General features: G+C 70.0%; 14 protein-coding genes and 1 pseudogene. 3 read left to right on the top strand and 12 right to left on the bottom strand.

From position 1 onward, the window contains the following. Window positions 1-9 precede the first annotated feature (9 nt). The 6 genes from SLW56_RS15965 to SLW56_RS15940 all read right to left on the bottom strand — a co-directional run bounded on the left by SLW56_RS15965 (window position 10) and on the right by SLW56_RS15940 (window position 8,729). Complete coding sequence (locus tag SLW56_RS15965; RefSeq protein WP_267085017.1) at window positions 10-561, bottom strand: lysozyme inhibitor LprI family protein; 552 nt, start codon at window positions 559-561, stop codon at window positions 10-12. A 222-nt stretch (window positions 562-783) separates the two neighbouring features. Further along, window positions 784-2,691: a peptidoglycan-binding protein gene (locus tag SLW56_RS15960; protein ID WP_320695136.1), complete on the bottom strand. Its 1,908-nt coding sequence runs from the start codon at window positions 2,689-2,691 to the stop codon at window positions 784-786. 154 nt (window positions 2,692-2,845) lie between these two features. After that, window positions 2,846-3,628 carry a hypothetical protein gene (locus tag SLW56_RS15955; protein ID WP_320695135.1) on the bottom strand — a complete coding sequence of 261 codons (783 nt, stop codon included), beginning with the start codon at window positions 3,626-3,628 and terminating at the stop codon, window positions 2,846-2,848. A 384-nt stretch (window positions 3,629-4,012) separates the two neighbouring features. Next, complete coding sequence (locus SLW56_RS15950; protein WP_152238226.1) at window positions 4,013-4,942, bottom strand: hypothetical protein; 930 nt, start codon at window positions 4,940-4,942, stop codon at window positions 4,013-4,015. Between the two features lie 113 nt (window positions 4,943-5,055). Then, on the bottom strand, window positions 5,056-5,856 hold the full coding sequence (locus tag SLW56_RS15945; RefSeq protein WP_152238227.1) for an N-acetylmuramoyl-L-alanine amidase: 801 nt from the start codon (window positions 5,854-5,856) through the stop codon (window positions 5,056-5,058). 86 nt (window positions 5,857-5,942) lie between these two features. Further along, entirely contained in the window at window positions 5,943-8,729 is a 2,787-nt protein-coding gene (locus SLW56_RS15940) for a TonB-dependent receptor (RefSeq protein WP_320695134.1), read from the bottom strand. Window positions 8,730-9,071: 342 nt separating this feature from the next. Between SLW56_RS15940 and SLW56_RS15935 the strand changes: the two genes are divergently transcribed. Both SLW56_RS15935 and SLW56_RS15930 read left to right on the top strand, forming a co-directional pair. Continuing rightward, entirely contained in the window at window positions 9,072-10,466 is a 1,395-nt protein-coding gene (locus SLW56_RS15935; protein WP_320695133.1) for an SH3 domain-containing protein, read from the top strand. After that, window positions 10,463-11,566: a dipeptide epimerase gene (locus SLW56_RS15930; protein ID WP_320695132.1), complete on the top strand. Its 1,104-nt coding sequence runs from the start codon at window positions 10,463-10,465 to the stop codon at window positions 11,564-11,566. Before SLW56_RS15935 ends, SLW56_RS15930 begins: the two co-directional genes overlap by 4 nt. Before the next feature lie 499 nt (window positions 11,567-12,065). On the opposite strand, the gene SLW56_RS15925 is transcribed toward SLW56_RS15930, so the two are convergent. The 6 genes and pseudogenes from SLW56_RS15925 to SLW56_RS15900 all read right to left on the bottom strand — a co-directional run bounded on the left by SLW56_RS15925 (window position 12,066) and on the right by SLW56_RS15900 (window position 23,046). Then, on the bottom strand, window positions 12,066-13,082 hold the full coding sequence (locus SLW56_RS15925) for a glycoside hydrolase family 43 protein (protein WP_320695164.1): 1,017 nt from the start codon (window positions 13,080-13,082) through the stop codon (window positions 12,066-12,068). Continuing rightward, a pseudogene (locus SLW56_RS15920) lies at window positions 13,056-14,516 on the bottom strand (MFS transporter); the annotation flags it as partial. The pseudogene SLW56_RS15920 and the gene SLW56_RS15925, both read right to left, overlap by 27 nt. Before the next feature lie 22 nt (window positions 14,517-14,538). Then, window positions 14,539-17,157 carry a glycoside hydrolase family 3 C-terminal domain-containing protein gene (locus SLW56_RS15915; RefSeq protein ID WP_320695163.1) on the bottom strand — a complete coding sequence of 873 codons (2,619 nt, stop codon included), beginning with the start codon at window positions 17,155-17,157 and terminating at the stop codon, window positions 14,539-14,541. A 77-nt stretch (window positions 17,158-17,234) separates the two neighbouring features. Continuing rightward, a complete protein-coding gene (locus tag SLW56_RS15910; protein ID WP_320695131.1) occupies window positions 17,235-18,929 on the bottom strand; it encodes a glycoside hydrolase family 43 protein in 1,695 nt (564 codons plus the stop codon). Beyond that, window positions 18,929-20,908: a sialate O-acetylesterase gene (locus SLW56_RS15905; RefSeq protein ID WP_320695130.1), complete on the bottom strand. Its 1,980-nt coding sequence runs from the start codon at window positions 20,906-20,908 to the stop codon at window positions 18,929-18,931. The genes SLW56_RS15910 and SLW56_RS15905 overlap by 1 nt, the downstream gene beginning before the upstream one ends. Next, window positions 20,905-23,046 (bottom strand): alpha-glucuronidase family glycosyl hydrolase, encoded by a 2,142-nt coding sequence (locus SLW56_RS15900; RefSeq protein WP_320695129.1) that lies wholly within the window; start codon window positions 23,044-23,046, stop codon window positions 20,905-20,907. Before SLW56_RS15900 ends, SLW56_RS15905 begins: the two co-directional genes overlap by 4 nt. Window positions 23,047-23,157: 111 nt before the next feature. Here SLW56_RS15900 and SLW56_RS15895 point away from each other — a divergent pair, with 111 nt between their 5' ends. Then, on the top strand, window positions 23,158-24,216 hold the full coding sequence (locus SLW56_RS15895) for a LacI family DNA-binding transcriptional regulator (RefSeq protein ID WP_017908659.1): 1,059 nt from the start codon (window positions 23,158-23,160) through the stop codon (window positions 24,214-24,216). Window positions 24,217-24,227: the final 11 nt, after the last annotated feature.

Genomic DNA, 24,227 nt, shown 5'->3' with positions numbered 1-24,227 from the left:
CGGGGGTGGTCAGTGCGCTTCGAGTTCGTCGGCGCGGTGCGCGGTCATTTCCAGCCGGCATTCGGCCGCATCCACGCGCTCGGCCTGGCCGCCGTCCGGATCGGCGACGCACTTTTCGTCGCGCTCGGCGATCCACTTGCGCTGCCGCTCGCGCAGCGCGTGCTGCTCGGCCTCGCTCAGTTTGGCCATCGCCGCCTTGTAGGCGGTGTTGAGGCGCTGGTCCTGGTAGGCGTGTTCGTCGGAAATGCAGTCCAGCATCGCCGGGGTCGCGCCGCCGGCGGCGGTGATGCAGGTGTCGTAGGACGGTCGCAGCACGGGGGAATCTCCTGAAGCGGTGGAAGGGGCGGGTGCCGCAGCCGGTGCAGCCGGCGTGGCGGCGCCCGCATCGGCCTGGGTACCGGCATCGTGCGCGGCGGCAGGGGACGCGGCGGCCGCAGCGTCTGCCGCCGGAGCGGCCGGTGCCTGCGTCTGGCCGGGTGTGGAAGACGGCGCGCTGCACGCGGCGGCGGCCACGCACAACAGCAGCAGGGAAGAGCGTTGGAACGCCTTGGCGATGGCCATGGTGGGGTTGCGTCCTTGTCGTTTGCGCGAGCGGGAAGGCGAGGTTCTAATCGATCGTCGTGCACACTGTCCATCGCACGCCGCGATGGCAGGCAATCGTGTTTGGCCGGCGTTGGGCAATGTCGCACCGGCGCATGCGCGGCGGTCTTGCGCAGCGCTCGACATCGCCACGCACGACCACCGCCGCGCCACGCGCGACGGCGGCCGTTGCCGCGAGACCGATCAGCGCGGCGCCTGGGTCTTCTCGCGCTGCGGATCCGGCTGCTGCTGCTCTTGCGCCTGCCGCTGGGTTTCGGCGGCCAGCTGCTGCTGGCTGCGCTCCAGCGGCACCGCCGCGGCCTGCTGCCTGTCCACGTAGGCACGATTGACGTCGTGCGGGTTGTCGGGATTGCGCTGCACGGCGATCAGGCCGCGGCGGTCGCCGCTGAGCACCAGGTCGTCGATGCGGTTCATGCCGCTGACCTTGGCCTCGAACGCGACCTGGCCGGCGGCGCGCTGCATCTCTTCGGCGCTCTTGAAGCCGCCGTTGGGTCCCTGCTTCTGCAGGTGGTCCATGGCCTGCTTGTACAGCGGGTTGTCGGCCAGCGCCGCAGCCTCCGCCTTGGCCTGCGCCGGCTGCTTGGCGATCGCCTCCAGGGTGGCCTTGTCGGCGATGCCGGTTGGCGCCAGGCCCTTCTCGCGTTGCAGGTTGGCGACCACTTCCTTGGTGCGATCGCCGTAGTAGCCGGTGCCGCTGAGTAGCTTGCCCTGGTCGTCCTTGACGCCCAGTTCGATCAGGCGCTGCTGCATCGCCTTGACGTCGGCGCCCTGCTCGCCCGGCTTCAGCGCCGTGCGCGGCTCCTGCGCGCCCTGCGTCTGCGCCTGGGTCTGCTGGCGGTCCTGCAGCAGGTCGCGGCCCTTGGCCAGCGGATCGGAGGCGAACAGCTTGGCGTTCTGATGCGTGGCCAGGTAGTCGTCCAGCGGCATGGTGTTGACGCCCTTGCTGCCGGTGGACTGGCTGACCAGCAGTTCGCCGCTCTTGGGATCGCGCACGACCATCATGATGTGGTCGATGCCCTTCCAGTGCTCGTGCGCGGTCTTGCCCGAATCCACGCCGATGACCATGCCTTCCTTCAGCGCGCCGGGCTTGAACACGTCCTTGCCCTCCAGCAGCACGCCGGAGCTGTCGTAGGCCTTCTTGACGATCTCGCCGGAGCCGGACATGCCCTGCACCAGCATGTCCTTCTGGGCGAACACATCGCGGCCGGCCTTGCGGTTGATCTCGTTCATCGTCGCGTTCTGCAGCTCGGTGACCCAGCCGGAACAGTCGATGTAGCCCTGCGACAGATGCTTGCCGTCCACGCCGGGGTGGTAGTACTTGCTGCTCTTGACGTTGATCGCGTACTTGACGTCGTCGTGCTTGACGCCCAGGTCGTAGGCGGCGGTCAGCGCGATGCCGTCGTGGCCGCCCTGCTTGCCGCCGGCCGGTGCCGGCGTGCGCGCGGGCGCCTGGGCGGCCTGGCCCTCGGCGAGCGGCTTGATGCCCTTTTCCGGGATCGCGATGTGGTCGTACTTGGCGTCCCAGTACTTCACGAAGGCCTTGGCCATGTCCTGGTCGGACAGCTTCTTGAAGTCGGCCAGCCAGGTGCCGGTGTAGGCCTGGAACTGGCGCGCGCCCTGCGCATCCTTTTCGCCGGGGACGTTGTTGAGGATGTTGGCGCGGGTGCCCTTCAGCTCGAAGTGGCCGGTGGCGATCGCGGCCTGGATCGAGCGATAGCCGCCGGCGCCCTGCTGGTGCGCCATGTACATGTCCAGGCCGTCGGGCTGCGCCTTGCCGGACAGGTAGGCGCGGCCGTCGCGCTCGTGCTGGCGGGTCAGGCTGTTGCGGTTGTCCTGGTACATGCGCGCGGCGGCATCGGTGTTGGCCACCGCGTCGAGCTCGCGACCGCGGATGCCGTAGGCGCTGGCGGCGCCGGGCGTGAACTGGAACAGGCCCTTGGCGCTGTTGGGACCGCGGCTGGCCTGCTCGTCGAAGCGGCCGCCGGTTTCGATGTAGGCGAAACGCATGAAATCGTCGACCGGAATCTGCCGCTGCCTGGCTTCCCGCTCGATGATGTCGAGATTCTCTGCCTTGGTGGTATCGCGTGCCATCTCGTGTAACTCCTTGAGGTTGAGGTACGGCCATCGCGGCCGCCTGGGTCAACCGAGCTCGTCCATGAGCTTGTTAGTGCGCGGTCAACAGAACGATTGCGTACTGCGGAACATCGGGTGCTGCGTCACCGGCGCGCCGCCGCGCGCCGTGGAGTCATGCGACGGGCGTCGGCTGGTACTGGCCGCTGTCCGGGTCGTAGGCGTACTGCAGGACGTCACTGCCATCGAGCAGGCGCGCGCGGCCGGGACCGGCGATCGCGGTGCCGTGCAGCGCCACCCGCAGCGCCGGCATGCGCTGGCCGGGCACCGCCTGGAATTCCAGGGTGCCGGTGCTGGACACGTGCGGCACCACGCCGTCCGGGTCGCTGGCCGCCTCGTTGTCCTCGCCGGCCGCCACCGTGCCGCAGTAGACCCAGCTGCGGTAATCGCCGAGGTCGTGCCGGTTCGGATCGAACACGAACATGGCGAAACCGGCTTCGGTGATGCCGTTTTCGAAGCGGGTGGTCGGCACGGCCAGCAGCAACCGGCCATCGCCCAGCGCATGCTGCTGCGGCGCGCGGGTGGTATCGAACGCATCGGCGCGCGCGTAGGCGCCGAAGCTGCCGACGTAACGCTGCGCATGCAGCACCATCCACGGCCGCTCGCCGCCCGGGGTGGTCAGCTGGAAGGTCGCGGCACCGAGCGAGACGCCCTCGCCGGGGTTCGGGAAGGTTTCCGCATCGTCGATGCCGTACCGGCCCGGCGTGGCGTAACTGAAACCGGTGTAGTACTGCTTGCCGTCCAGCTCGAAATGCCGGCCGCCCCAGAAATTCACCACGGCACCGTTGTCGATCTCGTAGGACACGGCGCCATCGCCGTCCCAGCCGTAGATCAGGTACAGCACGCTGCCCGCATCGGGTGGCACTTCGGGAGCGGCGCGCTTGTTGTCGTTCGACATGTCCAGAACATCCTGTATTCGGTGAAGAAGCCGGAAGAACCCACCTGCACATTCCGATGCGCCCCGCTACCGCGGCCGGCGTGACGCAGGAGGCGCACGACGCGGACGCGGCGCGCTGCACGGAGAGCACACTCCCCGCAGGCGCAGCTTCGGACGGAACAAGGTGACGTGCACGCCGGCCCCGAGCAGGGGCGGTGATGGCGGTCGCGCATGGCGAACCGCACGCCGGCAATCCACGCCGGCATTTCGGGCGAGTGCAGCATCCCATGCCGCTCGCGAATGACTCGCCTGATCATCAGGCCCCGTGGGGCGCATCTTAAACCAGGTCCTACGCCCGAAACCACCGCTGCCGCGCGCGCCGCGTCACATCCGCGCGCCGTCCGTTCAGCGGTCCAGCGGCGGGGTGTAGTGCTGCTTGGCGGCGTCGTAGGTGTAGGTGACGGCGTCGGCGGGGCCCAGCGTGCGCACCTTGCCCGGCCCTTCCACCGCCGTGCCCTGCAGGGCGATCCGCAGCGACGGCACATTGCCGCTGGCCGGCGGCACGAAGCTCAGCGTGCCGGTGCTGGTGGCGCATCTCATGGTGCCCTGGTCGTCGCACGCGGCACTGTTGTCCTCGCCGGCGGCGACCGTGCCCAGGTAGACCCAGCCCTTGTAGTCGCCGAGATCGTTCTTGTTCGGGTCGAAGGTGAACACCGCGAAGCCGGCACTGGTGATGCCGTCGGCAAAGCGGGTGGTCGGCAGCGCCAGCAGCAGGTGGCCATCCTTGGTCTCGGTGCTCTGCGGCTTGCGCTGCTCGTCCAGGGTGTCGGCCTTGCCGTCGGAGCCGAAGTCGCCGGCCCAGCGCTGCGCGTGGAACAGGGTCCAGGCCGGCTTGCCGCCGGCGCTGTCGAGCACGTAGGTGGCCTGGCTGATGCTGACGGTCGCGGCCGGGTCGGGCAGGTCCTGGTCGCCGGCCGGGTCCCCGGGCTTGGCGTACTTGCCGCCGGTGGCATTGGCGAAACCGGTGTAGTACTGCTTGCCGCCGAGGTCGAAGCGATAGCCGTACCAAAAGCTGGCCACCGCGCCGTTGTCGATGGCGTAAGACGCCGAGCCGTCGCCCTTGGCGCCGTAGATGTCGGCCAGCACCTGGCCCGGCGCCGGCACCTCGGCGGCGGCCGGCTGCGCCGCGGCGCTCGCGTCGGCGGGTGCGGCGGATGCGGGCGCGCTCGCCGTCGCCGGGGTCTGCGCCGCGGCCGGCGCATCGGCGGCCTTGTCCTTGCACCCGCCCAACAGCAGGAAGGTTGCCGCCCACAGGGCCGTGGTTCCTCGCCTCATCGCACTGCGTCCTTTGGAGTCCGTTGGCGCGCGATGCTACCAAGAACCGCGGCGACGCCAAGTGACAGGCGTGCACGCCGCCGGGACCGGCGCCCAGGCCGCAGCGCCCCGGCTCAGGGCGCGTCCGGCTCCATCGCCGGCACCGGCTGCGGGCGCGCCAGCAGCGGCTGGGTCAGCGCGTACAGGATGCGCAGGTCTTCGGCGTCGAAGGCGGTGGCGTCGTTGCCGCGGTAGTGGTGGTGGAAGGCGCGCAGGGTCGCCGCCCGGTCGTCGACCGGATAGCCGATCAGCGCCAGCGCCTGCCACGGATCGAAGCCGGGCGGGGCCGGCGGCGTGTCGGCGGCCGGCCAGCGGCCGAAGCCGGCGTCGGCCAGTCGCTTCCACGGAAACAGCGGGCCTGGGTCGACCTTGCGCGAGGGCGCGAAGTCCTCGTGGCCGACCACCTGGGTGCGCGGGATGCGCAGGCGCGTGCACAGGTCCTCGAGCAGCACCAGCAGGCTGTCGATCTGTTGCGGTGCGAACGGGGTCTTGCCGTCGTTGTCCAGTTCGATGCCGATCGAGGCGGAGTTGATGTCGGTGATGGTGCCCCAGCGCCCGGCGCCGCCGTGCCAGGCGCGGTCCTGGTCGGCGACCAGTTGGTAGCGCGTGCCGTCGCGGCCGATCAGGTAGTGGGCGCTGACCTTGCCCTTGCTGTTGTGCGAGCGCAGCGTGTCCAGGCTCTGCTGCACCGAGTGCTGGTCGGTGTAATGGATGACGATCAGGATCGGCCGGCGCGCGTCGTAGTTCGGCGACGGCACCCAGGTGGCCAGCGGATTGCGCTGCGGCGCGTGCGCGCAGGCCCCGAGCAAGGCCAGCGCGCCCAGCAGCAGCAGCCGGCGCACGGCGGATGGGGACGGCACGGGAACGCGGGTCATGGACACATCCTGGTCGGCGACGCACAAGCGTACGCAATCGGCGCGGCGACGGCGTGCAGGGACGGCCGACGCTCACCGGCGCGCACTCAGAAGCGGTAGTTGAAGTTGACGTACCACTGCCGGCCGATCGCGCTGTACACCCGCGGGAAGTACGGCCAGGTGGTGTAGGTGTCGTCGCGCGGGTGCAGCGCGTCGAACACGTTGAGCACGCTCAGGCCGATGGTCGCCTTGTCGGTGATCTGCTTGGCGAGGTCAAGGTTCCACACCAGGTAGGGTGCCACCCGGCCGCGCTCGGCGTAGTCGGGCCGCGAGCCGTAGCGGTAGCCGTACACGCTGGCCGACCAGTCGCCGCGGTTCCAGTTCGCACGCCAGTTGCTGCGCGTGCGGAACGCCAGGTAGTCGACGTCGTTCATCACGTCCACCGGGCGCGCGCCGGCGAACTGCGCCACCTCCATCCGCAGCACCCGGGTCAGGCCGCCCTGCAGGCCGAGCGTGCCCCAGGCGCCGAGGTCGAGGTCGTAGCGCAGGCTGGCGTCGATGCCGTCGGTGCGCATCAGCGACTGGTTGATGGGGAAGGTCTTGAACGCGGTGATCTGGCCTTCGCTGGTCAGGTCGGTGCCGGGGCTGCGTGTGACCGCGTCCAGGTAGAAGCGGCAGGCCGCCGAGGCGGTGTCCACCGCGGCGCCGGCGCGGTCGCGGCCGAGCAGGCAGTTGGCGTTGTTCTCCAACAGGGTTTCGCTGGAGATGGCCTCGACCCGGCCCTTGAGTTCGATGCGGTAGTAATCGACGCTCAGCGACAGCGCCGGCAGCGCATCCCACACCGCGCCGAGCGTGGTCGACTTGCCGGTCTCCTCGCGCAGCAGCGGATTGGAGGCCTGGGTGGAGAAGGTCTGATACTCGTGCGCGCTCGCGCAGGCCGCCGACAACGGATCCAGACCGTCGCGGCGGCACAGGTATTCGTCGACCACGGTGGGATTGTTGGCGCTGGTGCCGGCGTAGATCCACAGCAGGTCAGGCGCGCGGAAGCTGGTGGCGTGGCTGCCGCGCAGCAGCAGCGTGTCGAACGGGCGCCACTCCAGTCCGGCCTGCCAGGTCGCTGCGCCATCGACCGCGGTGATGTCGTCGTAGGCGTCGTAGCGCGCGGCCAGGGTGGCGCTGAGCCGGCTGGCGATCGGCACGCGCAGTTCCAGGCCGGCGGCGTAGCGCTTGCGCGGACCGCCGCCGGGCGTCTGGGTAAGGTTGTAGATGCGCTCGCTGCCGGTGTAGTCGACGGTGGTGCGCGGATCGGGCTGCAGGTCGTAGGTCTGCCGCGCGGCTTCCAGCACGGTGGCGATCTGCACCATGCCCGCCGGCAGCTCGAACAGGTCGCCACTGACCACGAACTGCGCCTGGTCGGTGGCCGATTCGCCGCGGCTGGTCACCTCGGTGGTGAGCTGCTGGTACAACGCCGGGCTGCCGGGCGCGAACAACCGGTCCGGGCGCACACGGCGGATTTCGGTGCCGTCCGGCCGATAGCCCAGCACCGGCCCGAAGTAGTAATCGCGCACCGCGTTGGTGAGGAAGCGCGGGCGCCGCGTGGTGATGTCGTAGCGCGACAGCGACACGCTGGCATCCCAGTCGAAGCGCCCATCGAAGGCCTTGCCGCGCACGCCGGCGTTGAGGTTCCAGCTGCGCTCGTCGTAGTCGATGGTCTTGATGCCGCCGACCTCGTCCGGCAGGAAGATGCGCTGCGCGGTGACCAGCCCCAGGTCCGGATCGTAGGCGGTGAACGCGCCTTCGCCGATGTAGTAGTGGGTCTGGCTGGAACTTTTGTCCTGCGAGCGGTTGGCCAGCAGTTGCGCGTAGGCGGTGACGTCGTGGCCGAGTTCGGCATCGCCGGCCAGGTAGGCCGAGGTCTTGCCGTAGCCGTTCTGCACCGAGCGCCCGGCGTAGTAGTCGAACGCGCCGCAGCGGTTGGCTGCGGGCAGGCTGTCGCTGGTGCGGTAGGGCCGGAATGCCGGATTGGTCGCGGCGCAGGCCGCGGCCAGCGCCTGCGGCGAGGTCGACAGCGTGCCCGCCTGCGGCCACAGATAGGTGGTGCCGCGGCGCAGGTACACGCCGGAGATCGACACGTTGGGCGAGCTGGGATCGGCCTTGTTGGCGGGATGGTCGTCGTAGGAATCCATGAAGTCGCGCTGGCGGGCGACGATGGGTTCGCGATCCAGCCGCTCGAAGGCGTAGGTGACGCTCCAGCCGTCGCCGCGGCGCCCGCCGGTCCACTGCAGTTGCCCGCTATCGCCGCCACCGCGGGTGGTGGTGCCGGCACGCACGCGCAGGCTGTCGCCCTGGAAATCGCGCTTGGTGATGATGTTGACCACGCCGGCGACCGCATCGGAGCCGTAGATGGCCGAGGCGCCGCCGCTCATCACCTCGATGCGTTCCACCGCCGCCGCCGGAATGCTGCCCAGGCTGACCGCGGTGCCGTTGGCGCCGTAGGGCTGCGGGTAGTCGGCCATGCGCTTGCCGTTGAGCAGGATCAGCTGGTAGCCCGGCCCCAGCCCGCGCAGGTTGAGGTACTGGCCGTTGGGCGAACTGCCGGTCTGGTCGCTCTCGTTGAAGGTGCTGCCGCTGAACTGGGTCAGCGTGCCCAGCGATTCCCACACCGTGGCGAAGCCCTGCTTGCGGATGTCCTCGGCGGTGATGACGGTGACCGGCGCCGGGCCTTCCACCTGCGCGCGGGCGATGCGCGAGCCGGTGACCAGCACCGCATCGAGATCGCGCGGCGTCGCCGCCTGTTCCTGCGCCGCGGCCGGCAAGGCCGCGACCAGCGTCGTCAGCGACGCCAGCGCCACGCGCACGGACCGCAAGGGAAAAGGACGACGAACGATTCGCATGGGCACGCGGCTCTCCTGCTGGCGTGGGTGGATGGCGCGAACGCCGCGGGCGCGGCCACGGCCGAGCGCCTGTCCCTGGCGTCCACGCACACGGCGATGGCGCGTGCGCGGCACGCGGCCATCGTGTTGCGGGTTCCTGCATCTTGCCGAGCGGACGCGGCGCTGCCGTGCGCTGCCTGCACGTTCCCCAGCGCCATCGCCACGCGCCCCCTGTGCAGTCGGATGTAACACGCGCTCGCAAAACCTGTCAACGCAGCGCCTTGACAGAAAAAAACCGGGAATCGAAGATCCTGGCGTCGGCGTGTAGTACACGCCGACCTTCTTTCCAGACAGTGGGTTCCCATGATCACGATGCGCGGCCTGTGCCTGTTGCTCGCCGCGGCGGCGAGCGGCGCCATCGCCACGGCACGCGCCACCGAGGCCATGCCGCTGCAGGCACAGCCGGTGCAGTTGCAGGCCGCGCACTGGATCGCGCGGCTGCCGGCGGCGTCGGCACCGCTGCTGGAGGCGACGCAGCGCGCCGCGTTCAACGCCCGGCTGCTGCGCGACGACCCGTCGATGCACGACCTGACGGCGCTACCGACGCAATTGCCCGCCGCGCAGGTACGCGCGCAGATCCTGGCGCTGTCGGCGCCACCGACGCGCACGCTGTACGACATCCAGGGCGGCGTACTGGGCCCCGCGCGATTGCAGGCGCTGCAGCGCGCGCTGGCGCTGGACGCGCTGCCGGCGCAGGTGCAGCCGCGCTACGCGCTGGTGGTGCAACGCGCCGACCTGCGGCGCTTCCCGACCGCCGAGCGCGTGTTCAGCGACCGCGCCGATCGCGACATCGACCGCTTCCAGGAATCGGCGCTGTATCCAGGCAGCCCGGTGGCAATCCTGCATGCCAGCGCCGATGGGCAGTGGCTGTTCGTGCTGGCGAACAACTACGCTGCCTGGATCGCCCGCAACCACCTCGCCGAGGGCGACCGCGCCAGCGTGCTGGCCTACGCGCAGCGCACGCCACGGCTGCTGGTCACCGGTGCGCGCGCAGCCACCGTGTTCACCCCGGACCTGCCGGCGGCCTCGCAGGTGGCGCTGGACATGGGCAGCGCGCTGCCGTTGCTGCGCGACTGGCCGCCGCAGAACGTGGTCAACGGCCAGTCGCCGCTGGCCGCCTACGTGGTGCAGCTGCCGCTGCGCGACCGCGACGGACGCCTGCAACTGGTGCCGGCGCTGATGCCGCGCAGCGCCGACGTCGCCGAGGCGCCGCTGCCGGCCACGCCGCAGATGCTGCTGCAGCAGGCGTTCAAGTTCCTCGGCGAACGCTACGGCTGGGGCAACAGTTACGACGCGCGCGACTGCAGCGGCTTCGTCGTCGACCTGCATCGCAGCCTCGGCATCGAGTTGCCGCGCAACACCGGCGACCAGGCGCGCAGCCCCGCACTGATGTCGGTGCCCTACACCGCCAGCGACCCGCTGCCGCAGCGGCGGCAGGCGCTGGCGCAACTGCGCGTCGGCGACCTGGTCTATATCCCCGGCCACGTGATGCTGGTGATCGGCCACGAAGACGGCCAGACCTGGGTGATCCACGACGTGGCCGGCGCCAGCTACCGCAACGCCGCCGGCCAGCTGCAGCGCGTGCGCCTCAACGGCGTGTCGGTGACGCCACTGGAATCGCTGCTGCTAGGCGACGGCACGCCTTTCATCGACCGCATCACCCGCATCCAGCGCCTGCGCGCGCCGACCGCCGAATGAAGATCACCGAGATCCGCCTGGGCATGCTGCGCGTGCCGCTGAAGACCCCGTTCAAGACCGCGCTGCGCACCGTGCAGGCGATCGAGGACGTGGTGGTCATGGTCCACACCGACGATGGCCGGATCGGGCATGGCAGCGCCCCGGCCACGCCGCCGATCACCGGCGACACCCATGGAGCGATCATTGCGGCGATCGAGCGCTGCCTGGCACCGCGCCTGATCGGCGAGGACATCGCCGACCTGCAGCGCCTGCGCGGCCTGATCCAGGGCGCGCTGGAGCACAACAGCAGCGCCAAGGCGGCGCTGGAGATCGCCGTGCACGACCTGTGGGCGCAGCAGCACGGCGCACCGCTGTACCGCCTGCTCGGCGGCGGCACGCCGCACCTGACCACCGACCTGACCATCAGCGTGAATGCCGTGGACACGATGGTGGCCGACGCGCTGTCGGCGCTGGCGCGCGGCTTCGTGGCGCTGAAGATCAAGATCGGCACCGATCTCGCCGAGGACATCGCAAGGGTCAAGGCGATCCATGCCGCGGTCGGCGATCGCGCGCAACTGCGGCTGGACGCCAACCAGGGCTGGACGCCGAAGCAGGCGGTGCAGGCGATGCACGCACTGGAACATGCCGGGGTCACGCTGGAACTGCTGGAGCAGCCGGTCAAGGCCGGCGACGTGGACGGCCTGCAGTACGTGACCGAGCGCGTGCAGACCCCGGTGATGGCCGACGAAAGCGTGTTCTCGCCGGCGCAGGCGATCGCGCTGCTGCAGCGGCGCGCGGCGGACATCGTCAACATCAAGCTGGTCAAGGCCGGCGGCCTGTCCAACGCATTGCGCATCGCCGATATCGCGGCGGTGTACGGGGTGCCGTGCATGATCGGCTGCATGCTCGAATCGAGCATCAGCGTGGCCGCGGCGGCGCACCTTGCCGTGGCGCGCGCGGACGTCATCACAAAGGTGGACCTGGACGGGCCGTCGCTGGGCGCGTTCGACCCGGTGGTGGGCGGGGTGCAGTTCGACGAGGCGCAAATCCGCATCGGCGAGGCGCCGGGATTGGGGATTCGCGAGATCCAGGGGTTGGAACTGTTGCCGCGGTCGGTGTAATGGCGCCGCGCATGGCTGGCTGTCGCAATTGTGGGAGGGACTTCATTCCCGACTGCTGTCGCAATCGGTCATTGGATGGCTTCACTCGTCGCGACTGAAGTCGCTCCCACAGTGGCTTGCGGGAAGCCTGCCGGGTGCACGGTGGGAAGGACTGCAGTCCCGACTGCTGTAGCAATCGGTCATGGCTTCACTCGTCGCGACTGAAGTCGCTCCCACAGGAGTTTGCGGCGAGCCTGCCGGGTGCACGGTGGGAGGGACTACAGTCCCGACTGCTGTAGCAATCGGTCATGGCTTCACTCGTCGCGACTGAAGTCGCTCTCACAGGGGCTTGCGGGAGCCTGCCGGGTGCACTGTGGGAGGGACTTCAGTCCCGACGCATTGCGCCATCGGATGCATAGCCCATCGCTCGCCTCGGCTGCATGGCAGCCGACGCCTAGAGGAGGCCAATGCGCCGCCCGCCAACTCCGCAGGCGGCGCAGTGTCACTAGACCACGGCCTTTCAGCCACCATAGGGATCGACAGTGCGAATGCTCCCGTCCGGCTCGACGTGCAGCGGCGTGCACTTGACCGAGCGCAGGTGGGTCACGCCGCCGGACAACAGGGCGTCGTGGTAGAACAGGTACCAGCGCCCCTGAAACGCGCAGATGGAGTGGTGCGTGGTCCAGCCCACTACCGGCTTCAACAGCACGCCGCGATAGGTGAACGGGCCATACGGACTGTCGCCGATGGCATAGCACAGCAGGTGCGTATCGCCGGTGGAATACGACAGGTAATACCGGCCCTGATCCTTGTGCAGCCACGGTCCCTCGAAGAAGCGGCGCGCGTGGTCGTCGGCACGCAGCGGCTGGCCGTGTTCGTCGAGGATGACGATTTCGCGTGTGCGCTCCGCCAGCTGCGTCATGCCGGGGTCGAGCCTGGCGATGCGCGGCCCCAGCGCCGGTTCATCGCCGACAGGCTCGACGTGCGCCGCATCGAAGCGATCGTCGCGATATTTCTGCAACTGCCCGCCCCAGATGCCGCCGAAGCACAGGTAGTGCGCGCCGTCGTCGTCCTCGAACACGGCCGGGTCGATCGAATAGGTACCCGCGATCGGCTCGGGTTCGGCGGCGAACGGGCCTTCCGGACGATCGGCTACCGCCACGCCGATGCGGAACAGGCCGTGCGCGTCCTTGGCGGGGAAGTACAGGTAATAGCGCCCGTCGCGTGCCGCCGCGTCCGGCGCCCACATCTGCCGGCTGGCCCAGGGCACGTCGCGCACATGCAGGGCGACGCCGCAGTCGGTGGCCGCTCCCTCAGGTGTGTCCATGCGCAGCACGTGGTAGTCCTCCATGCCGAAGTGGCCGCCGTCGTCGTCGAACGGCGCGCCGCTGTCGATGTCGTGCGACGGATAGATGTACAGGCGCCCCTCGAACACATGGGCCGACGGATCGGCCGTGTAGATGTGGGTGACCAGTGGTTGCGAGACGGCGTGTGCCGCGAGGTGGTCGAGGTCGCTGCCCTGGCGCCGCGCCTGCAGGTCGTGTTCGATGCGACGTTCCATGCGCTTGTCGATCCGGTAGAAGCACAGCAGCGCCACCGCGACCAGGAACGGAATGGCGCTGTAGACGCTCACGGTCAGGCGGATGCCGTCCACCACGGCCTGCGGCTGTTGTTCGGCGCCCGCCTGGTAGCCGTGGTGCGCGAGGATGCCGGCGACCAGCGCGCCGCCGATACTGAGCCCGATCTTCAGCCCGCACAGCATCGCCGAGAAGATGATCGCGGTGGCGCGGCGATGGTTCTTCCATTCCGAGTAGTCGGCGACGTCGGCGATCATCGCCCACAGCAAGGGGATGGTGATGCCGTAGCAGAAGCCGTGCAGCATGAAGGCGCCGAAGGCCACGCCGATCGCAGTGGGCGGCAGGACGTAGAACACCAGCAGGAACAGAGTGGAGACCAGCAGCGCGCCACCGAAGGCATCGCGCTTGCCGAAGCGGTCGGCCAGGCGCCGGGAGAAGCCGATGCCCAGGATCATGCACAGGATGCCGCACGCATTGAACAGGCTGAACGCCGAGGTCGCCGCATCCTGCGGCCAGGTGAAGCCGGACAGGCCCCAGCCGCCGAGCAGGGCGTTCACGCCACCGATGAAGCCGTTGAAGCCGGAGGCGTCGAGAAAGCCCGCCAGCGCGGCCTCGCTCAGGTAGTACTGGAAGTAGTAGATGTAGGTGCCGCCCTTCAGCGCCAGGTTGACGAAGACCAGCACGGTCAGCGCCAGCATCACCTTCCACGGCCGGTTGTGCAGCAGGTCGGACAGGTCCTGCAGCACGCCGGCGCTCTGTTCCTTGGCCGGGACGATGCGCTCGCGGGTGGTGGCGAAGGTGATCAGGAAGAACAGCGTGCCCACCACCGCGAACACCGTCATCAGGCGCTCGAAACCACGCACGTTGTCGCCGTCGCCCAGGATCAGCACCAGCGGCAGCAGCAGCACCTGGATGATGAACTGCGCGATCATCACCGCCACGAAGCGGTAGGCCGACAGGCTGTTGCGCTGAGCCATGTTGCCGGTCAGCACGCCGCTAAGCGCCGAATACGGCAGGTTGTTGGCCGCATACACCAGCATCAGCAGGCCATAGGTGGTCAGCGCGTACAGCACCTTGCCGCGCGCCCCCAGGTCCGGGGTGCTGAAGGCCAGCAGCGACAGCACGCCGAACGGGATCGCCGTCCACAGGATCCACGGCCGGAACTTGCCCCAGCGCGTGGCCGTGCGGTCTGCGGCGATGCCGATCAGCGGGGTGAACACGAAGGCGCCCAGCAGGCCGATCACGAAGATGATCGTCGCCGCCGTGGCGGCCGGCAATCGGTACACGTCGGTGTAGAAGAACGCCAGGTAGGTGATCAGGGTCTGGAAGATCAGGTTCGCTGCCAGGTCGCCCAGGCTGTAGCCCAGCTTCTCCCGCACCGACAGCACGTGCACGGCGGTCTCCGCACTGCGGGGCTCAGTCACGGTGCGCCTCCACGGTGAAGCGCCCACGCACGCGGGCATCGGCGCTGGAACCGCCGATCCGTACTTCGTAGCTCCCTGCCGGCACGACGTAGGCACCGCGCGCCTCATCGTACTGGCGCAGTGCCTGTTGCGCGTCAAGCTCGAAGGTCAGGGTCCGGCGTTCGCCCGGGGCCAGGCGCACGCGCTGGAAGCCGCGCAGTGCCTGCTGCGCATCGCCGGGCGCGGCCGCCAGCCGCCGCACGTACAGCTGCGCGACTTCGTCGCCGGCGCGCTTGCCGGTATTGGCCACCTCAACCTGCACCTTGAGGCGTCCGTCGTCGGCGATGCGCGGCGCATCCACGCGCAGCTTGCCGTAGTCGAAGCGCGTATACGACAGCCCGTGGCCGAACGGATACAGCGGCGTGCCGCGGAAGTAGCGGTAGGTGCGGCCTTCCATCGCGTAGTCGTCGAACGCGGGCAGCGCCTGGTCCGCCCGGTAGAACGTCACCGGCAGGCGGCCGGCGGGGTTGACCTCGCCGAACAGCGCCTGGCCCACCGCGGTGCCGCCGCGCTGCCCCGGATACCAGCTCATCAGGATCGCCGGCAGATGCGCCTGCGCCCAGTCCACCGCCAGCGCCGAGCCACCGGTCAGCACCATCACCACCGGCTTGCCGGTGGCGTGCAGCGCTTCCAGCAGGGCCCGCTGCGGCGCCGGCAGGCGCAGGTCGGTGCGGTCGCCGCCGGCGAAGCCCGGGTAGTCGACCTTCATCTCTTCGCCCTCGACATCGCCGGTCAGCCCGCCGACGAACACCACCACATCCGCGTTGCGCGCGGCATCGAGCGCCTCGTCGAACGGCGGCTTCGCCCCGGGCATGCGCCAGCCCAGGCGCACGCTCGCGTCGCGCTCGGCGTCGTAGTACTCCAGCTTCACCGCATAGGCGCGGCCCGCCTGCAGCTCCAGGTCCACGCCGTCGGCGCGCATGCGGTCGCTGTCGGTCCAGTGATCCAGCACCAGCTTGCCGTCGACATAGAGGCGGAAGCCGTCGTCGGCGGCCGCCTCGATCCGGTAGCGGCCCGAGACCGGTGGCAGCAACTGACCGCTCCAGCGGATGCTGAAATGATCGTTGGGAATGCCCTGCCCCGGCCCCGCTTCGCCGCGGGCCAGCAGGTTGTCGGTCGGCGAGCCGCGGTCCCAGCGGAAGCCGATCTGCGCGTCGGTGCGAACCAGCGCCGGCGTCCCCGACAGATCGGGCGTGCGGAAATACTCGCCGCGCAGGCCGCGTTCCGGCGAGTCCGCCGAGGGCCGAAGATAGGCTGCTTCGATCAGTGGCGTGGCGCTCGGATCGTCGCGCCCTTCGACCAGATCCACACCGCGCGCATAGCGCACGTCGATGTCCTTGGCCGCGTCGCGGATGCCCTGCAGGATCGTCACCGGCGCCGCCGGCGTGCCAAAGTAGTTGCCGAGCAGGGCCATGGTGTCGTCGGCGGTCGGGCCGACCACGGCGATGCGCTTGAGCGTGCGCGACAGCGGCAGCACGCCATCGTTCTTCAGCAGCACCAGCGATTCCTGCGCGGCCTGCAGGGCCAGCGCATCGTGCGCGGGCGCCTGGTTCACCGAGGCCGGAATCCGCGCCCAGCGCACGCGCTCGGGCGGGTCGAACATGCCCAGTCGCATGCGTGCGGCGAACAGGCGCGTCACCGCGTCGTCGATCTCCGCTTCGCCGATCAGGCCCTGGCGCACCGCCGCCGGCAGCGTGGCGTACTCCTGGCCGCACTCCAGTTCGGTGCCGTTCCTGACTGCCAGCGCCGCGGCGGCCTCGCGGCTGGGCGCCAGATGGTGATGCTTCCAGATATCGACGATGGCCCAGCAGTCCGACACCACGTAGCCGGTGAAGCCCCAGTCGCGGCGCAACACGCCGCGCAACAGGAACTGGCTGGCGCTGGCGGACTCGCCGTACACCCGGTTATAGGCGCCCATCACCGCATCCACCTTGCCCTCCTTCACCAGCGCCTCGAACGCCGGCAGGTAGGTGTCGTAGAGGTCACGCTTACTGGGGCGCGCGTCGAAGTGATGGCGGTCGGCCTCCGGGCCGCTGTGCACGGCGAAATGCTTGGCGGTGGCGTCGAGCTTGCGGTACACCGGGTCGTCGCCCTGCAGTCCCTGCACGAAGGCCACGCCCATGCGCGCGGTGAGGTAGGGATCCTCGCCGTAGGTTTCCTGGCCGCGGCCCCAGCGCGGGTCGCGGAAGATGTTGATGTTCGGCGACCAGAAGGTCAGCCCCTGGTAGCGGCCATGCGCGCCCTCGCGCAGGAACTGGTGATGCTTGGCGCGCGCCTCGTCGCTGATGGTGCTGGCCACCTGCCCCATCAACGGCACGTCGAAGGTGGCGGCCAGCCCGATGGCCTGCGGAAACACCGTGGCCTGCCCGGCCCGCGCCACACCGTGCAGCGCCTCGTTCCACCAGTCGTAGGCCGGCACGCCCAGGCGCTCGATCGCCGGCGCGGCGTTCTGCATCTGCCCCGCTTTCTCCTCCAGGGTCATCTGCGCGACCAGCGCCGCCGCCCGGGCTTCGAAGCTGGCCGAGGTGTCCTGCCACGGCTTGGCGTCTTCGGCGTGGCCGGCGCAGGCCAGTGTGGCAGCGACGCACAGGGCCAGCGTGCGGAACAGGCGGCCACGAACACCGCTGCGAAAGGAAGACCTGCGCGTCATCATCGTTTGCTCCTGGAGGCACGCTCGTCGCGCGCGAAAGGACCGAGCAGGGCGCCCACGAAGCCGCCAGCACGATCCGTACTCAACACGGTTCCGTCGACGTCGTCGGCGAGGCTCTGCCAGCCCTGCCCCGTGCCGGCGTCGAACGCGAACGCATACTTTCCTTCGTCACCGGAGATCTTCAGGCGCAGTGCGCTGGACGCGTCCAGTTCGCGGCTGGCCAGAGTTTTGGTCGCTCCCTTGCCCGCGCGCGCTTCGAGGAACACGGCCACGCGATCGCGGCCCACACGGCGCACGCCAAGGAAGTACCACCAATCTTCGTTCTGGAACGCCGCCAGCCCTGCCGCCATGCTCGCTTCGGGGCGCGTCAGCGCGGTGCTGGCCTCGAACCGCAAATGCTGCTGGCGGCGCCCCAGGAAGGCGGGGTTGCGCAAGGTGTCCAGGTTCTCCGGCAGCGGATGCACGGCCAGGCTGCCCGGACGCGTGCCCAGGTCCGCCCAGTCCTGCTTGGGCACACGCACGCGCAACCAGCCGCGGCCAAGCGTCGGCGCATCGAACTCATCGCGCTCGACGAAGTTGCCGGTGGACGGCGCCTGCGACGCCTCGCCCTGCATCCACGACGGCGCCTTGACCGCGTACGGGATGGCCTGCCCGGCGGGCAGGATCACCGGCCAGCCGTCGCGCCACTGCACCGGCAGCAGGTAGGTCTCGCGCCCGGTGTTGTAGTGGCGCACGTCGTAGGTGCGGCTGGCCAGGAACACCGCCCACCAGGAACCGTCCGGCCCTTCCACCAGGTCCGCATGCCCGGCATTGGCGATCGGCAGCGGCCGAGCGTCGGGCAGGTCACGCTGGGTGAGGATGGGATTGCCCGCATACGGCTGGTAAGGGCCCCAGACCTCGCGGCTGCGCAGCACCACCTGCGAGTGCTGCGGCCCGGTGCCGCCCTCGGCGTCGGACAGGTAGTACCAGCCGTCGCGTCGATACAGATGCGGCCCCTCGATCCAGATCGGGTGCTTCGCCGGCTCGACGCCGCCGTCGATCAGCACCTTGCGCGGCCCCACCGGGGTGAAGCTCGCCAGGTCGAGTTGCTGCATCCAGATCGCGCGGTGGCCCTCGTAGCGCGGCGGGCCGGGCGGCGCGTCGTTGTTGAGCAGGTAGACGCGGCCGTCGGCATCGAAGAACAGCGACGGATCGATGCCGCCGATGCCAGGCAGCCAGTGCGGATCCGACCAGGGCCCGGCGGGATCGCGCGCGGTGGCGATGAAGTTGCCGCCGCTGTCCACGGCGGTGGTGACCACGTAGAACACCCCTTCGTGATAGGAAATGGCCGGCGCGAAGATGCCGCGCGACACGCTCAGGCCATCGAAGTCGACTTGCGTCGGCCGGTCGATCACGTTGCCGACCTGTTTCCAGTGCACCAGATCCACGCTCTCGAACACCGGGATGCCAGGGAAGTAGGTGAAGCTGGAATTGACCAGGTAGAACCGCCCGTTCGCGCGGACGATGCTCGGGTCGGCGTGGAAACCGGCCAGGACCGGGTTGCGGTAATGCCCGGCCGGCAAGGGCGCCTCGAAGGCCGCGTCGCGCCCGGCGTAGTCGAACCAGTCGAAATAGACCGGCGGTGCGGGCGCGGCCCACAGCGGTTGCAGCGCAGCGGACAACAGCAGGACGGCCGTGGCGAGCAACGGGCGCATCAGGGAACTCCTTCGGACAGTGCGAGTTCGAACGGTCCTGCCGGCGCACCGGAACGGACGCGCAGCGTGCAGACCGGGCCATCGGCCCAGCAGTAGCGCACGCGCGCGGCGGCGGCTACCTGGGGACTGCGCAGGACGACGGTGCGCCCGTCCAGCGCGGCGTCGGCATACGTGCAGTGCTGCGCCTGCGCATCGCAGAGTTCGAAGCCGATGGGGCCGCTTGCCCCGGTCGTGACCAGGCTGCCGTCGACGTCGTCGAACACGATGCGCACTCCGCCCTGCGTGCGCGTTGCCGTGCGGGGGATCGGGCCGGACGGCGCCAGCGCGTGTTCGCCGTAGACCACGTGGCGCGCCGCCTGCGCGAGGCGCCGTCCCAGTTCCTGCTTGTTCGGCGGATGGATGTCGTAGGCATCGCCGATGTCGATGGCTACCGCGAGGCCGCTGTACGGGTCTTCCGCGGCCACGCGGCGCTGCGCCTCGCGCACCTGCGCCCAGCCGCTCTCCACCGGGGCCTGCGGCGGCAGGCCGTAGCCGGCGAGCTGCACCACCAGCAGCGGCATCTTTGCGCCGAACTGCCGGCGCCAGTCGTCGCGCAAGCCGCGCAGCCGCGTCGCGTAGGCGGCGCCGTCGCCGGTGTTGGATTCGCCCTGGTACCACAGCATGCCGCGCAGCCCGTAACGCCCCAGCGGCGCGATCATGCCGTTGTACAGCGTCGACATACCGGAGGCCGCATGCCACGGCGCCAGCGGCGGTGACTGCGGATCGGGCGCGACCCGGTACTGCCAATGCCGATCCAGGACGATGCGCGTGCCATCGGCCAATTCGACGGCATGCGCACTGGCGGGGCCTGCCAGTCCGCCTTCGCCGTAGGTATCCAGCACGTTGACGACCACCGTGTTGAGGCCCGCTTTCAACAGGCCGGGCACAAGCGCATACCGGCGTGGATCGCTCGGCGCGTTCTGGCTGCCCACGGCCACGCCGTTCACCCAGGTCACATCGGTTTCGTCGACCGGCCCCAGCACCAGCCGTGCGCCCTGCGCCGCCTGCGCGGCGGTCAGGGTGACCTGCGTGCGGTACCAGACCATGCCGTTGTAGTCGGCGAGCGCGGGCACGCCCCAGCGCTCCCATGCGCCGAGTGCCGCCGGCGCGTCCTGCCACCCGGTGCGGCCCGCACCGGGCTGCCATGGCGTATCGCCCGGCGTGGCACCAGCGCGCGTGGTCCACCAATGCTGCCAGTGCCGGCCCCAGCGTGCGCTCGCGGCGACGGGGTCGGTGGCGTACAGCGCCAGCACGTCCAGCGCCTCGTCCATGCCGCCCTGCGCACGCAGCGCCTCGGCGCTGGTCCAGGCCTCGATCCGCGCACCGCCCCAGGCCGCCTGGATCAGCCCCATCGGCACCTTGACCGTCTTCTGCAGCTCCCGCGCGAAGTAGAAGCACGCGGCCGAAAATTCCCGCACCGTGTCCGGTGCCGCGGGTTGCCATGCGACCGCAGCAGGGAACGCATCCTGCGACGCGACCGCCGCGGCCTTGGGCACGGTGAACAGACGGATGCTGGGCTCGGCGGCCGCGGCCAGTTCGCGGCTCGCATCCAGCGCGCGCCACACCGGCAGCTCCATGTTCGACTGCCCGGAACACAGCCACACATCGCCCACCAGCACATCGCGCACGACCTGGCGCGCCTGTCCCGCGCGCACCGTCATGTCGTAAGGACCGCCCGCGGCGACCGGCTTGAACGTGGCATGCCAGCGGCCGCCGGCATCGGCACGTGCGCTGACCGACTGGCGGGCGAAGGTCACCGACACCGTGGCACCCGGCGCGGCGTTCCCCCACACCGGCATCGGCCGGTCGCGCTGCAGCACGGCGTGATCCTGAAACAGCGCATGCAACAGCGGCGGCACCGCGTCTTGCGCCACGCAGGGCGTGGCGCTGCACCCCAAGGCCGCCGCCAGCAACCAGCCCGTCCACGTGGTCGGCTTCATCGTCCATCTCCCGGTGCGGAGGGAAACTGCAGGGCCTGGTACCAGGCAAACGGGTGCGGTGGCGCGGCTTCGCCCGCGGGCAACGGCCGTCCGCTGACCGACTGGAAGTACGCCACGCTGGCATCGCGCCACCACTGCGCTTCGCGCAGTTGGATGCGCAGGAACGCCGCCACCTGCGCGTGCCGCTCGGCATCCACCTTGCCGCGCAGCCCATCCCAGGTGGCCTGCATGGTCTGCACCTGGCGCACGCCTTGCGTATAGCGGCCGACCAGTTCGTCCCACAACGGTCGTCCGGAGGCCATGCGGTGGTCCCACGGCACGTGGTGGAACCACAGCAGCAGCGACTCGGGCACCCGCGCCGGGTCGCCATACACGGCCGCCACGTCCGGGGCGTACTGGCTCACCGCATTGCTGCCATGCGCAGTGCGATCGAAACCGATGCCATCGCGGTCGGCGCGGTGGTAGTACACCGCGGTCCAGTCCGCGCGCGGGCCGCCGTCCACCCAGGGGCCGGGGCCGTAGTGGTGGCCGCGCGCCATCAGGTGGTGCAGGCCCAGCGGGGTCATGTAGTTCACCGCCGCCTCGCGCGAGCCCATCATCATTCCCACGATGGGCTGCACCACCTCGGGCGCCGGCGAGAACGTCATCGCCGCCCAGTCCTCGGCGATGGCGCGGGCGGATTGGTGCGGATTCCAGGCCAGGCGGCCGAAGACATACCAGTTGGCCTGGTCGAAGTGCGAGCCGCTCCAGGTGCGGTCGTTGCCGATGTTGGCGACGCCGACGATGCCGGTCAGGGCGTGGCCCTCCAGCGTTCCGTCCACCACATCCGCCACCGTGGACCCCGCGCCACGGGCGTGGGTGTCGGACTGCAGCACGTCCTCGTACAGCGGCCCCAGGTACACCAGGTGCGTGGCGAAGCCCAGATACTCCTTGGTGATCTGCACCTCCAGCATCAGCGGCGTGCGCGGCATGGCGCCGAACAGCGGATGGAAGGGCTCGCGCGGCTGGAAATCGATGGGCCCGTTCTTGACCTGCACGATCACGTTCGGGCGGAAGGCGCCGTCGAGGCCGACGAACTCGGTGTAGGCCTGCATGGCGCGGTCCACCGGCACGTCGTGGGCGTAGACGAAGGCCCGCCACATCACCACGCCGCCGTGCGGCGCCAGCGCATCGGCCAGCAGGTTGGCGCCGTCGGCGTGCGAACGGCCATAGTCCTGCGGGCCGGGCTGTCCCTCGGAATTGGCCTTGACCAGGAAGCCGCCGAAATCCGGAATGCGCGCATAGATCTCGTCGGCCTTGTCGCGCCACCAGCGCTGCACGGCCGGGTCGCGCGGATCGGCGGTGTTCAATCCCCCCAGTTCGATGGGCGCGCTGAAGCGTGCGCTCAGGTAGACGCGGATGCCGTAGGGCCGGAACACGTCCGCCAGCGCCGCCGCCTTGTCGAGGTAGGCCGGCGCCAGGCTCTGCGCATTGGCGTTGACATTGTTGAGCACGGTGCCGTTGATGCCGATCGAGGCATTGGCGCGCGCGTAGTCGGTGTAACGCGGGTCGCGCCATTCCGGCAGGCTTTGCCAATCCCACAGCGAGCGGCCCGCATAGCCGCGCTCGACGTGGCCGTCCAGGTCGTCCCAATGGTCGAGCACGCGCAGGCGGATCCGTGGCGACTCGCGCACCGCGAGCGCGTCGAGCGACGCGCCGGTCTGCAGCAGGCGCAGCAGATGGAACACGCCATACAGCACACCGAGGTCCCGGCGTCCCGCCACCAGCACCACCGCGTGCCCGTCGATGCGGGTGCGCTTGAGCAGGTAGCCCTCCTCGCCCAGCGACGCGATCTCCTCGCGGAACGGCGCAAGCGCTGGCGACGACTGCGGCGTGCCCAGCACCACCGCATGATCGCCGCTTGCGGCCGCACGCGTCGCCGGGGCGCGCCCCAGCAGGCCGGTGAGGCCACGCACCAGCTCGTCGCGCGCCACCCGCTGCGTCGGCGTCCGCGCCGGCGCCACCACCTCGTCCAGGCGCGTGTCGCCATCCGCACGTGCGGCGCCTTGCGAGGGCAGGTAACGCAGCCACAGCGCTGCGCCGTCCTCCGCGCGCAGGCTGCCCGCGCAGACCATCAGCACCATGGCAGCGCATGCCATCCACTGACACCGCATGACATGCGGACGGCACCCAAGCGCCGCCAGCAAACCTTGTAAGCTGACGGCGTACCCGCGGCGCGGCAGCGTCAGGAACAACAAAGGGAACGCGTTTTGGACAAGCCGAAGAAAGCGGTCCGCCGCAAGACCAGCGGGGTGACGATCGACGAGGTGGCGGCCTTGGCCGGGGTTTCGCCGATGACCGTGTCGCGCGCGATCAACCAGGGCAAGGTGCGCGATGCCACCCGCGAGCGCGTGATGCGTGCGGTGCGCGAGCTGGGCTACACGCCCAACCTGGCGGCCAGTTCGCTGGCCGCCGCGCAGCACACCCGCATCGCCCTGATCTACACCAATCCCAGCGGCGCCTACCTGCGCGAGCTGCTGGTCGGCTTGCTGCGCGTCGCCTCCAACGCCGCCATCCAGTTGGTCATCCACTACTGGGAAGACCTGGACCCCGATGCCGAGCGCAAGGCCGCGCGTGCCCTGGGCGGGCGCGTGGATGGCGTGATCCTGCCGCCGCCGTTGTGCGAATCGCAGGCGGCGGTGAGCGAACTGGTGAAGGCCGGCATCCCGGTGATCGCGATCGCTGCCGGGCGCCTCAGCGACGCGATCTCCTGCGTGCGCATCGACGACTTCCATGCCGGCAAGGAGATGGCCGAACACCTGATCCAGCACGGCCACCGGCGCATCGGCTTCATCCGTGGGCGCCAGGACCTCAGCGCCAGTGCGCGGCGCTACGAGGGCTTCGTCACTGCGCTGCAGGAGGCCGGGCTGAAGGTCGAACCCGGCCTGGTCCAGCAGGGCGACTACACCTATCGCTCGGGGTTGGCCGCCGCCGAAAAGCTGCTGTCGCAGCGGCGGCCGCCGACCGCGATCTTCGCCAGCAACGACGACATGGGCGCGGCGGCGATCTCCGTCGCGCATCGGCGCGGCCTGGAAGTGCCGCGCGATCTGTCGGTGGTCGGCTTCGACGACACCTCGGCCGCCACCACCGTGTGGCCGGAGCTCACCACCATCCACCAACCGATCGCCTCGATGGCCGATGCCGCCATCGACATCCTGCTGCGCAGCATCCGCCGCAAGCGCGACGACGCACGCATGTCCAGCGACCACGTGGTCCCGCACCGGCTGGTGCTGCGCGGTTCGGTCGCCGGCCCACCCAAGGGGCGCTGACGCAGGACGCA

The sequence above is a fragment of the Xanthomonas sp. LF07-6 genome, assembly GCF_034105445.1.
Classification (GTDB): Bacteria; Pseudomonadota; Gammaproteobacteria; order Xanthomonadales; family Xanthomonadaceae; genus Xanthomonas_A; species Xanthomonas_A sontii.
This window is presented reverse-complemented; position numbering and strand designations above follow the sequence as displayed.